Origin of the sequence: Limnovirga soli (assembly GCF_013106755.1) — a bacterium.
Classification (GTDB): domain Bacteria; phylum Bacteroidota; class Bacteroidia; order Chitinophagales; family Chitinophagaceae; genus Limnovirga; species Limnovirga soli.
Genome location: NZ_WHPF01000004.1, coordinates 115,042 through 128,501, shown reverse-complemented (window position 1 = coordinate 128,501; position 13,460 = coordinate 115,042). Strand labels below are relative to the sequence as shown.

Below are 13,460 nucleotides of genomic sequence, written 5' to 3'. Positions count from 1 at the left end.
ATTTTTTAGTATTGATTCTTGATTCCTGAATAGCTTTATTGATTTGTACCTTGCTGATACATTATTTTTATTCCCCAATTTTCATTACGTGAATTAATCACAGAAAACAAATAGACTTTGCCTTCCAACAACCGATCTCCATTGGTTAATGGTAATTCAATAAAATTTTCACCAAATTGAATCGGTATAGTTCCCGTTTTTACTACAGCACCTAAATCTTCGTTGGCCAAACTGGAAATACTGTATACCAGACTGGTATCATCTGCCTCATTGTTGTAATACATTTTTAAAATATCCTGGCATGTTATTACAGATACGGGGTCCTGTGTAAGTTTTACAAAAGATTGTCCATCAGCAAGCACTGACCAAAGACTGTCTTCCCTTACCTTGAATGTCCAGACTTCACTTTGGGCCGCAAAGACATCTTCATTCTTTGCTATGACCTGCCACGCATATAATTTGCCTGTATCCAGGGGTGTACCAGAGGCTGGGTAATTAATAAAAATATTTGATTCATTGCTGTGGAAATAAACTGGCATATTTTGTACAATGGCTTCCGCTGAGGTTTGCCCTTCCTGAACTTCCACCAATACAAAATCATATGTTAGTAAACTAAACATATTTAATGGGACTGGTGGTAACCAGGTGAATTGAGGATATGGATTTTCAGAAACACTTTCATTTAAGGGTAGACTGAGTATTGGCGGGCTTAGAGGTTCTACAGTGATACTGATGCAATCTTGCTGCAACTGTTTGGGGTGCCCCTGATCAATTACATTTAAGTTATAACATGCATCATAAGTTCCAATAGGTAAAAAGCCATTAGGATCATGATCTGTTACTTCAGTTGAAAGGTACTCATATTGAATAGGTGAAAAATCCGCGGCCTGTAACTGTTTTGTGCCAGCACTGACAGGAATAAATGGAGTGGTGCCTGTTAATACTGTTTGACCACTGCTATTGGTTAGTATTAGTTCAATACTCATTTGCGTGGCATCAGTACCGCTATTAATCATTAAAATATTCCATAATTGGGTTTTATAAAACAGACCAGAAGGCGGTGCTTCCACCGTCATGGTCAATTGTGCTTTAGCAGAAATTGCTATAAGCAGTGCTGAAAGGAATACGAGCTTCTTATACATAATGCTTTCCTTGTTTTAGAAATTTTTGTAATAGGTAAACCGGCCTACATTGTTTTGAACCAATTGCCGGTTAATCCCCGGCAGAAAACCTTTTTCACCAAAAAACTGGAACTCGCCAAGTTTTGGTACTTTAATCGTTGCATTAAGATTGAATCCTGTTTGTTCATTACTGATAACAGTTTGCCGATTGTATTTTAATCCCCCACCAATACTTACCCATTTCCTTGCTTGATATTGTACATTCCCGCCAATACCAAATAGATTGTATGTAGTATTTGACGCTGCTGAGATATTGAGTTGAAGGCTACATTTTGAAAGAAAGACAAATTGGCTTATCAGGATATTTTTTGTATTGAAGTACACAAAATTACTATCAGTCTGTTTGTTATAAAATTGTGTGTAGGATATCAGCGTATTCATCTGAGTGCCACGATATTTATAGTAATGGCTGACGGTACCCACAAACGTATAAAACAGGTTTTCTACAAATTGAGAATCATTGAGTTTGGTCAGTTGTGAACTTGGGAAATAACCAACCGAAACAATAGGCATTTTTTTTATTCGCATTGTTGCCTGGATACTTTTAAATACAGTATTGCTTTGAAAACTATTAGCGAGATAGGGGTTTGAAAAATCATTTTTTCTAATTGCCCCTACAATATTGAGTTTGTGTTTAAATAATGGCTGCTCGGCTTTTATAGACCATGCACTTTGTGTTGCATTCGTGGTAAATAATGTAAAGGATTGAAAATTCGCTCCCATGTGTTTATAAAATCCGGTAACTTTTGTACGGGTCGCGGGTATATAGGAGGCTAATTTGATAGAATAAGCTTCATTACTGCGGTTCTTAAACAAAAATGTACTGCCAATAAGACTTTGCTTATTTGTATTAAGGAGATAATAGGGCAATGAGGATTTACCCACCTCCAGAATGACATAATTATTGGCATCAAGTTGACGGCGGGTCTCTATAGTAAAACCAGTCAGATGATAATTGGGAGATGGTTGATTGGGATTATTGACCGTACTGGAAACATAATAGTTATATAATTGCTTTTTGCCACCATAGAAGGTGAATATTACATTATTCCCTTCCTTTATACCTTTACCAACTCGAACTATGTTTAGGTATTGTTTTGGTCTGCCACCATCATTAACAATAAAATCCCTGAACCGATAATCAACTACCCCACTTGCTACTGCAATATACCACGACGGGTTATATTCTACCTGGAGTCCGGTTATATTGATATTCTTTACAGATAATTCTGAATAATCCAACATAGTGCGTCCAATACCAAATGATTTTATTGCCAATAGTGTTTTATATCCTTTTGGCAGTAAGGTGTCAGGAAGTTGTAATGTCTTTAGTTTTTCAGCCAATTTATTTACATCCTTTATTTGTGTAAGGTCCCCAGCTAACTGAGTTCGGATGTTATTATATGCCGTTTTATCTTCCTCATATTTTTGTTGAAGCCCCGAAACCTCCTTGCTGAGTGAATCATATTTCCTTTTGTTATTCTCATAAACAGCTTCAAAAGAAGTAAAGATGCTGTCATACTTATTGACCTTGGCACTATCAAAATCCGCTTTTGAAAATAGGCTATCTTTCGATGCATTTAGGTATGAATACCATGCCTGTCTTTTCCCGGAATTAATTGAGTATTTCGATACTGCTATTTGATCCAGATCATCCACATCCATTGTTATAGGATTGTTGACTATACTATAAGCACTCGTATCAATTATTTGTTTGCCTTTGAGAAATGCACGTTCCCGTTCTTCAATAAGACGTTGTGCAGTAGATGGCCCATTAATCCAGGACCCAAGTGTAGCTAACTCATTCTTTTTACGTTCTAAAAGATCCTTTAATTTGTCTAATGACACTTTTTGACTTAATTGCTGCAATGCCCAATTTTCCAGATTTGCCCTGATAGTATTTTTAAAGGATTGTGTATTGAACTGAAAACCAAGTCCACTAAAATCCTTAAATACAGATGAATTGCTAAACCGTGTGGTGAAATTTACCTTAAGAGGATATTGATTTTTTACTGTGACATCCAGATATGTCCTGATGGTATGCTGGTATAAGTCTTGTTCCAAATATGGCGTGTCAACATTGGATTGATAAAATACATTGTAATAAATATTGCCATGAATTTTTAAAAATGGATTTTTGACAGGTTGTACTGGAAATACCAGACTTTTTGGTGTTCTGATACTATTTGAAGTTAAAATTTGCGCTGAATGATTTGTGTCCAAATAGATGTATAAAAATGATTTACAAGCATTACGCTTGATCCCTACGAAAATCAGATTAGGGTGTAATTCTTGAATCTCATTTGTATCAGATAAATAATACCAATTACCTGAACTGTTCTTTGTCTGTATATGTTGGGGTGCCCTATTGATTTGCTGATGTATCATTAGCATCTCCTTTGATCTTAATGTTATAAGCCTCGTTTGCATATATTTTTGAAATTCCGCACTTGTATTTAGTATTTCAACAACTTTATTTTCATCCTCTTCAAAACTGGTAACCATTATTTTATACGCAATAATTTGTTGCTGATATTCTACAGCCAGTTTTTGCAGTCTTACCAAATTTTTATTTAGACCTGCATTTTCTAATACCAATTTTAAAGATTCAATTCTTCCAAACAGAAAGGACAACAAGTCATTTGATTGTTGTAACCTTGATTGAAATGTTTGTATCTGCTTAGATAGAGCCTCCATTTTTTGTATCCTACCCCAAGCATAACCTGGTGTTTCCAACGCATTCATTTTAATAAAATCAATAGCTACCTCAATACTATCAAGTCTTGCAATATTTCCGTTAGCAACATTTTTGTTTGGACTAGCTAGTCTTTCCATTTTGTTATGAAAGAACTTATATTTTTCTGCAATACCTGCATACAATACTTTCTCCTTTTTACTAAATATCATTTGTAACCTTTGGCGAATTAGTTCGTCCTCCTTTTGAATAGTTTTTAGATATTGTAGATTTTTATTTTCTATGTTCTTGTTGATTTTGACATACTTAGTGCTTATTACATCAAGGTAATTGGAAGCATTTTCTATTATTGAATTATTAATTTTTTCATTAAAACTCTCCGGTATTTGCGCTTTTACTGAATCTTGTCCATATACTCTTCCTGCCAGTAATAACATTACAATAAATAAGTAATTTCTCATTCCAAAATGATTACTTTTTGTGTAATAAATGCAATAAAAAAAGTATATGAACTTCGAATTAAACACTTCATATTTTTTGTACAGAAATAACATACCATTTCATTCCATTTTAGGAATAATTCATCCGCAAATACTATCAAATTGCAGATGCAACAAGAGAACGTTTTGACGCATAAAATCCCCCTACCCACTTTTTCAAAGTAGTTTACACAATGACAATATTGTCAAAACTATTCAACGATTTATTTCACGAAATACAATGCCATAGGCTAATACAGCAACATAATCACCTCTATATTGGGCAATACAATTACTGCATGCACGCATCACATGGAATAAACGGCAAGTAATTTTTATTTGTCCAGCAAAATGTAAAACAGAATAAAACAAGGTGTGAGTGCTTCGCTACAATATCGGCGTTAACCTTTTTTATAACATTTATCTTTTTGCATTTGGGTTGATGCACTATGTGCAAATTGTTAATAGCATACGGTAATCAGGTTTGGTTGTTAATAAGTTTTTAATGTAGGATATATTTAAGCTAACAGTTTTTATTAGGAGATGTGAAGGAAGAAAAAATATTTTAAATAGAAAAGTATTTTACCTTAAAATTTTAAACATTTTTATTGAATCAAAAAATATTAGTGTTATCTATACACTTATTTAAAGCTAATGTCCATAATATCAAAAACGGTAAAGGCAAATAAAGCTCCTTCTCATTTCTCTAACAGATACATAAAGTTCACATACAACACATGCATGACTAACATTAAAACCCAAAAATGATACGAACCAAGAAATCAATTTTTTAAGAAAAGCCCTTGTATTAAAATACCCGGGCTATGTATAACTATGCTCCAAGTAAATGCATTTATAATTTTTCATCCAATTCCTTTAAATCTCTTTTTTTTACATGATCGTTATATATTGAGATGATTATACATCCCATTGCAACACCGCCTGCAAAAATTATCAATGCCAAAAAAAACGCACTCCACAGTCCAATCTTTAGGTTAGGCATATGTTTAGGTTTATTGTTATCAAAATTGAGTTATGGTAAACAATACAGCAAAAATATTAATCTGGTAAATACCAAACAACGTGATTTATCACGCAATTTGGTCTGTGATAAATCACGCAGCCCGTGATTTATCACGTTTTTGGCTAATGATTATAGCATTTTGAATGTTTGGCACGATTTTATTTTAAAATCATTCTATTCATTCAATCATTCATTTGCTAAAATCGTTGCATAAAATTTGAAAATGAAAATATCATCACACTTAGAAGTTTAAACAATATTTTAAAAATCATTAGTTGCAATTGTAATATTCTATTAAGCATTTAATAAAATCAAATGATATTATCGAATGCTATCTCTTTTCCAGATTTGCAGTTTGATGCCAAGACCAATAGTCTTCTATTCAATCTGGCAAAATGGATTCTAAACAGCAAGATCACTCAGATACTTAGAGAAAAATCGTGCTTTAATTTTTCTGATAAGGTCGAAAAATTTAAGCAAGATGTAACTACAAAACTTAATGAACCTTTAGTATGGCGGGATGAAAATTAAATTGAGAAACAGATACCGTATTATTTGCTTGCGGAGTTAGATTATTTTTTAAATCGCTGAGGGATTTAAAATAAGCGGTGTTGGCAGAATTAGATGCTATATACCATAACAGATTTCCTTTAACGCCGCCGGGGTTAATGATTTGTGCATTTGCTATGCTAAGTTGCAGACAATACATTATCGCCAATAGTATATATCTCATAATAAATTAACCTGGTAATCACCTCTTTATGAAAATGTGAAAAAAAATAAAACCTGATAATAATGTTTCGGCGATCTAAATAAATAGTGGATTTATTCTCACGTATTTTGTATCGTTAACCAGGGTTGATGCTGTAACTTATTTTCTTGCTACAATGTGTTGTAAAATAAAATTTCTTTTTGATAAAACAAAGGGCGAATTAAAAAAAATGGCTGTTTATTTTTTAAACAGCCATTTTTTATTTTGATTAATTTATTGCTTTAGGAATTTAATTACCTGCCTTTCTTTATTCGTTTGCAACACACATAAGTACATGCCCGATGCAAAGCTTTGAATATCAAAATACTCGGTATAATTGCCTGCTTTTTGCATACCAGATTTTACTTTAGCCATCCTTTCCCCAACCATATTATATATCTCTAAACTTGCATTGCTGGAAACTGGAATAGTATAATAAATTGTTATCACAGAATGTGCAGGTACAGGAGTAATTACCAATCGAAATTTATTATCTGCTTCTTTCGCAGCTGCTGTATCTGCCGCAATAATACTTTGGGGTGCATTATTACACTTGTTATTACCCACATAGCTTGCTGATAACAGATTGCCTTTCACATCGTAATTGAAGGTGGTTTTGTTTTGCGAAAAAGACAATAGCGGCGTGAATAATAATAAAAAGACATAATTTTTTTTCATATAAAATAATTATTTAAATATTTCGTACACTGGATAGTCATTATGATTCCAATCTGAAGGGCTACCTCTAAAAAAATAGCTTAGTGAATTTGCCGATTTTTCCGTCCAAAAATTCTGATGATTATAGGTGTTATCTTGGTTCGCATGATTTGCACTGATTAAACTAGGAATTCCAACCATTCCTAAATACATTAAATAACTGGTTTTTAGGTTGCGTGTAGAAGCTACCATCAATCCGAATTGAATAAAATGCCCATACTCATGACGATATACATCAAGAATATCAACCGGGGTTTCAAAACCATTTTCTATAAGTATTAATGGGGGGAACGTAATACCTCCTTGGAATGGACCCTGCATAGTTATAGTACCAGGATAATTAAATATTCTATACTCTTGAAGTTTTGAAAGGCCTTCCCCTATATAAGAACCAATTTTATCCTTAATATTCGAAATCTGATTAGTTATACTGTTTGCCTCATCTTTAAAATTTCCGTAAAGAAATTCCTTTGCGAATCCCATTGCAAATCCAGTATTAAATTCCCCTCCCTGAAGCCTACTAAATTCTCCTTGAACTACACCGTTTACTATTGACTTCGGTATATTATACGCATTCATTGAATTTAATGTTTTTGTATCAAATGCTTTTCCCACCCCATATGTAATCCCAGCTGTTATTCCTCCTATTACACCGCCTTGTATTCCAGCCTTAAAAGCGATATCTATGCTACCTCCGTTCACAAGAACACTTGTAAATGATGCACCAAATCCAACTGCTGCACCCGAAGCCACCGCACCCAAAAAGGAGCTACCCAAAACTGTAGAAAAAATTGCACCAGTTCCACCAGTTGCAATCATTATTCCGATAGAAACAACAGCACTTGCATTTTTCTTTAAAAAGCCCTTTAGCCCGTTTAAAAAATATCCACTAGGGTCAGTAAATGAAAGGGGGTTATTTAATACATATGCATATCGGTTCATGCTTTGTAGATTATCCGGGAACTGCACATAGGGGTCAGGGGTAAGAAATCTGCCAAGTACCGGGTTGTATACCCTGGCATTCATGCAAACCAGGAAATCCATATCAAGCATTTCGTGGAAGGTAAAGCCCCTTTGAAATGATGGGAGGTTCTTTGGTATTTTAAATACCTGCCAGGTGAAAGGATCACGTTGTTGCCCCCAGGCATTATAGCTTACTCTTTCAGTAATTTTACCGGCTTCATCGGTATAAGCATATACAGAGCCAAGGTGATCGAATAAAAGATAGGATATTTTACTATTATTTCTAACTTTATTACTCGGGCTATAAACCATTGCCACCACTTCATTGCCGGCTTTTATATAATAGTTATAGGAAACTTTCCCAGCTGAATCTGTTACCTCCTCATACATCCCTCCATAGTAATTCTTAGTTTGAATCAAAATATTGTTCTTCTTTACCGTCATCACTTCTCTCTCCCTTCCCGGCCCATAGAGGAAGGCGATTTCAGTATTTGCATTGGTAATTTTGGCAGTATAATTATAAGAAGTGTATGCTATGATTTGATTAAAAGCATATACACACGAATCAACTGTACTATGGTCTATTGAGGTAAGTGTATGAGGGCCCTTACCAGCTTCCCCGTACTTATATGAGCCAACATCTGATTTAAAAGAAATATTGCCCAATATATCATATTGCATGGTCAATGGGTTCTGACCGTCAACCTGCGCCGTTAACAACCTGTTTAAATCATCATAATTAAATGTTTCCCGCAGATTTAATTTCACATCCTTTCTTTCCAGGAGATTTCCAATAGATGAATAATGCATACTAAGGTTTTCCAATGAATCTATGGCGGAACCTATACCTGCCTTAATACCTGTGAGGTAAAATGTAGAAGGGTCATATACCCTATTTGTAACCACGCCATTGGCAGTAATGAAACTCGTAAGCTGATTATTCTGATCGTAATTATTGGCAGACCATAAAGTAACATTTACAGGTTTTAACCCAATCCCAATTACATTATTCAAATACCCTTTTGTGGTATACACATAATTTATAGAAACGTTGTTGGGCATATTGATTTGTTCCAGCATGCCATTTGCGTTATTATAAGAATAGGAAAACAGTTTATTTTTTGCATTTCTTGTATACGTAACCTGGCTTAGTTTACCAAAGCTGTTATAGGAATACTTTTGAACTATTACGTTGTTTGTCTTTATCTGGTACACCTGCCCTTTTCCATTTGCCGGATCATATACCCATTGCGTTGTTCCCTCCGGCTCTGTTCTTTTGCTTTGCCTGTTTAATAAATCATATGTGTATATAACTGATTCCCCTTTCGGATTTGTTTGTTTCGTTAATAAACCCAGGCAATTGTATTGGTATGTATAATTGCCCATATCTGGGTCATTAACTGCAGTTTTATTACCCCGCAGGTCATAGGTCATACTTACTTTATTTCCATTGGGGTCGGTAATAGAATTCAGGTTAAAATCAGCATCGTAGTCAAAAAGTATTTGATTGCCTTGGTTATCAATTGTTGTAACCAGTTTACCCTGCTGATTTTCAATCTTGGTAACTTTTTGGTTTTGGGGATTGGTTTCTGTTTTGGAGAGCCCATTGTATTGGATCTGTGTTGTACGGCTATCAGGTTCTGTTTTTGATAGCAACCTCTTTATTTCATCATAGGTGAAAGTTGTCCAGTTAGAAGGGCTTGAGTTGCTAAAATAATTATCCGATTCCTTATTTACTGTTCCATCTGCATTGTACACAATATCAGACAGTATATTATTTGAAGAAAAAGATTCTGATTCTTTTCTAATGGGCCTGTCCAAAATGTCAAAATATGTTTTTTTGATTACAGAGCCAGAAGCCTGCTCCTGCAGAAACCAAATAGTGTTTGGAGGACAATTGCCACCAACACAATCATTATAAGAAGTTGTTTTAAATGTGCCATCCGGATAATCAACCCTTATTTCACGTCCAAACAGATCCCGTGTTACAGTTGTAACCCTGCCTTCTGCATCTATAATTGTTGCCGGGAAACCATTTTTGTAGCTTGTTTTATTTGTAAAACCAATAGCATTTTGTGTTTGAATCACAAAACGGCCATCGCTGCTATAGGTCACTTTTTCGCTGCGGGTAGCAATGCCGGGGCCGGAAATAGTTGTTTGTATCCTGTTTCCAAAACTATCCAATATGTAATCTTTCTGAAGTCTCAGCTTTGTATCAGATGGCAACAATATTTCCTGTGTTAAAAATCCATTACTATAGGTGAAAGAGGAATTTTTTACAATACTTGGTTTACCTGGTTTTGACTTTGAAACAGTTGCAGAGGTAAGTCTTCCAAGTATCCATTTTGCAGCATCATTTGTATATACATTGTCCGTAACAACTGTATAGGCGTTATTGAAAATTTCGTTTAGCTGTGTCACGCTTCCATAGATATCATATGTATAAAAGGTATTCTTATCAACCATTAAAGAACCATCAAGCTCATAAGAGAGTTCTTCGACTTTTGAAAAATAAGAAAAACAAACAGAATCAAGATTATATCCTGTTTTAGTAAAGCCAACTGTATTTAGGGTAAGATTCAGCAATTTCCCATCCACAGTTCGTAACTCTATCCTAACCGGTCTGGCACCAACATATCTATAGTCTGTATTATAGGTAGTAGCCTGCACTGCATTGGAAACAGAATCGATACGTGTTACCAAGCCAAACCCCCTAAAACCCCTTCCTTTTAAATTGATGATTCCATTTGCATATTTGAAATACTGACTTCTGGTACCGCCAATACCGTTATTGTTGGTTAGTTTGCTGACTACGTAAAAAGGAGCATCAAAATCAATATTGGGATATTTGCTATCACCGCCCTTTGTATAAACATTAGGATCAGTAATAGGCTTATATTCAAATGAAAACAATGCCCCATTACCTGTTTGTATTGAGGAAACAAAATTTCTGTCAACATTTGCTAAAGCAACATTCCATGAACCAACACCCGAGTAGCTAATAAGATCAGTAATTCCATCTCCATTAAAATCCCCAACTGCATTATTTGAGATCCCTCCATTATGACCAACAATATAGTCTGACTTTAGAAACCCTACACCAGTTGAAAAAGAAACATTCCATAGAGAGTTTCCTATAAAACAAGCCAAATCAGAGAGCCCATCACCATTATAGTCTCCGACTACATTACCAGCAGTACCATTAGAATTTGCAATCCATCCTGTTTGGCAGGCAAAACTGTATTTCCCATCAGACATGCACATATTCCAAAGGCCGTTTGATTCATACCTTGTTATATCTGTCACACCATCTCCATTAAAGTCTCCGGAAAGACTATTATTTCCATCGCCGGCATGTCCATTCCACCAACTACTAATAAATCCGGATCCCGTTGATAGAGCCACCCTCCAAATTGCTCCGGAGCTATAGGAGGCTATATCAGTTTTACCATCAGCATTAAAATCCCCTAATGTACTAACCCCAGTTCCCGCAGCGTTTCCGTCATTCCATGTAGAAGTCTGAAATCCTACACCTGTTGATAGATATATATCCCAATTACCTCCCCCGGCATAGGCGGCAATATCAGAAATACCATCGCCATTAAAATCGCCAACATATTTTTTTGTATAATTTGGTCCGGGGAAACTGCCCGTCCACGTGCTAGTGGTAAAATAATTACCCATTGAAATGCTGACTTGCCAGGAACCAATACCAGCATAACCAGCCATATCAGACTTGCCATCGCCATTAAAATCACCAATCAAGTTATTTGTATTCCCCAATGTATGGCCAGTCCATGTGCTTACATTAAAATTTGTTCCTGTAGAAAGACAAATTTTCCAATTACCATTACTTTCATATCCTGCCATATCTGATTTGCCATCTCCATTAAAATCGGCAATAAAATTATTTGCAATTCCAAGAGAATGCCCAGTCCAATTACCACTTCCTGCCTTATTAAAACCTACAAAAGTGGAATTTGCCCAATTAAAAACAACTGGCTTTAAGGCGGTAACACTATCTCTTCCAAACTCGGTTATTTTTGTGAGTTTGGAGGTGCCTACCACAGGCAGATAATTCATCGTGTATTTCCGGTAAAGTGTATCATGGTCATAAATCGATATTGCCGTTAGTCGTTTAGTGGTAATAGTAGAATATCCATCAAAAAATTTAGTTATTGCATCTGGCCGCGTTTCGTAGCTGAAATTTATTTTATTATAGGGCAAAATACCTTTTTGTGTATTGCCTGTATAAAGAATTTGGGCTGGCCTGTATTCACCATTGATATTATCTTCAGTATAAATGATGGTATAATAATTTCCATTTCTGTCTGACACTTTATTTAATAACCAGGCATATACTTTATCTGCTGTACCTGCTGCTTCAATCCTAGAATCAGGGGTATAACCAAATTCCATAATAAGGCCATCTTTGGTATAAACAGTGAAACTGTCTGCCTTCCATCCGTTTGTTGCACTAAAAGAAACATGCGGTATTATTTTCTGAAAAGTTTCCTGCTCAGTTTTGAATTCTCCTTGTGCCGCATTGGCTAAATAATCACCTACTAATTTAGTGTAAGGAAAAGTTGCCATCAGTCTTTCACCGTTTAAAGCATATCTGTCAGTTACCGGACTGAATTTTATCCCTTCTGAAAATCCATCCTGCTCATAGGTGGGAGCTGTTCTGGTAATTGCCTGCATTACCCCGCTTAAAACCATTCCCTGCCCGGCAAGGCTACCTGCATTCTGGCTACTGTAATCCAATGAAATAGAAGGTTGTACAAATGTGCCTTTGGGTAAATTGAGTTTTACTGAAGCTATTGCTTCCCCGTTTTCGCCAACGGTTGTTTCTACATTGGTATAGCCGGTTGTGTAAGTTGTAGCTGTATTTTGATTTGTGCTAAAATCACTGTAAAGTTGACTTACGGAGTTGTCATCCAGAACCCTGTTATAAACAATAATATCATCAAGTGATCCATTTAAATAGCCAATTTCACCATCAATATAAGGAGCAATTCCAGTGTTTGGTCCAGTGCAAACACCAAATGAAAACTCCCTTCCAAAAACAGCAGTTCCATTAAAATCCCTGTTTTGAAACGTTTCGGTAAGAATACCATTAATATAAAACTTTGTTACATTATTTCCGCTGCTGATTGTCCAGTTAGTCCATACATTGTTGGCAGGATAGTTTTTATTTGTAGAGCAGGAATCTACCCAACAATGGGCCTGTACTGTGTAACGTTTGGCAAAACTGGTTTGATTAATGGTAGAAAAAAAAGAAGTTCCACATGGCGCTCCGCCATAAGCAAACAAAACCGGATTAGTGGCATCGGTATTAAGTTTAAACCAAAATGAAATGGTTCTGCTTAGGGTAGGATAATTATTGGATGAGCCTTTTATATATTGGTTAATTCCATTAAAACTATAAGCCGAATTTGGATTTCCAAACCTATCTGTGGTTAGCGTTGCACTATTGAAGTTTGGGTTATTATTGTTACCGCTTACATCATTAGCATTACCACAAAAAGGATAGTAAGCCACCAGCCCATTCAATAGATCAGAAGGCAAGGATGGGCAGTTTGTTTGCCCACTGGAATAAAATGAAATAAAAAAGATAAGGTGATACAATAAAAGTGTCTTTCTCATAATT

At 35.4% G+C, this 13,460-nt stretch carries 7 protein-coding genes; 1 reads left to right on the top strand and 6 read right to left on the bottom strand.

Going from position 1 to position 13,460, the window contains the following annotated elements; all coding sequences use genetic code 11:
- Positions 1-35 precede the first annotated feature (35 nt).
- The 3 genes from GD597_RS06245 to GD597_RS06235 all read right to left on the bottom strand — a co-directional run bounded on the left by GD597_RS06245 (position 36) and on the right by GD597_RS06235 (position 5,358).
- Positions 36-1,142: a hypothetical protein gene (locus GD597_RS06245; protein ID WP_171606970.1), complete on the bottom strand. Its 1,107-nt coding sequence runs from the start codon at positions 1,140-1,142 to the stop codon at positions 36-38.
- Positions 1,143-1,157: 15 nt separating this feature from the next.
- The gene (locus GD597_RS06240) at positions 1,158-4,337 is read right to left on the bottom strand and encodes a hypothetical protein (protein ID WP_171606969.1); all 3,180 of its coding nucleotides are present in this window, start codon (positions 4,335-4,337) and stop codon (positions 1,158-1,160) included.
- An 871-nt stretch (positions 4,338-5,208) separates the two neighbouring features.
- Entirely contained in the window at positions 5,209-5,358 is a 150-nt protein-coding gene (locus tag GD597_RS06235) for a hypothetical protein (RefSeq protein WP_171606968.1), read from the bottom strand.
- Positions 5,359-5,694: 336 nt separating this feature from the next.
- Between GD597_RS06235 and GD597_RS22190 the strand changes: the two genes are divergently transcribed.
- Positions 5,695-5,910, top strand: coding sequence for a DUF4403 family protein (locus tag GD597_RS22190; RefSeq protein WP_171606967.1), 216 nt, complete (start codon positions 5,695-5,697; stop codon positions 5,908-5,910).
- Here GD597_RS22190 and GD597_RS06225 read toward each other — a convergent pair.
- From GD597_RS06225 to GD597_RS06215, 3 genes are all read right to left on the bottom strand, one after another.
- Positions 5,876-6,112 carry a hypothetical protein gene (locus GD597_RS06225; protein WP_171606875.1) on the bottom strand — a complete coding sequence of 79 codons (237 nt, stop codon included), beginning with the start codon at positions 6,110-6,112 and terminating at the stop codon, positions 5,876-5,878. The genes GD597_RS22190 and GD597_RS06225 overlap by 35 nt on opposite strands.
- A gap of 252 nt (positions 6,113-6,364) precedes the next feature.
- On the bottom strand, positions 6,365-6,808 hold the full coding sequence (locus GD597_RS06220) for a T9SS type A sorting domain-containing protein (RefSeq protein WP_171606966.1): 444 nt from the start codon (positions 6,806-6,808) through the stop codon (positions 6,365-6,367).
- 9 nt (positions 6,809-6,817) lie between these two features.
- Complete coding sequence (locus GD597_RS06215) at positions 6,818-13,456, bottom strand: FG-GAP-like repeat-containing protein (RefSeq protein ID WP_171606965.1); 6,639 nt, start codon at positions 13,454-13,456, stop codon at positions 6,818-6,820.
- Positions 13,457-13,460: the final 4 nt, after the last annotated feature.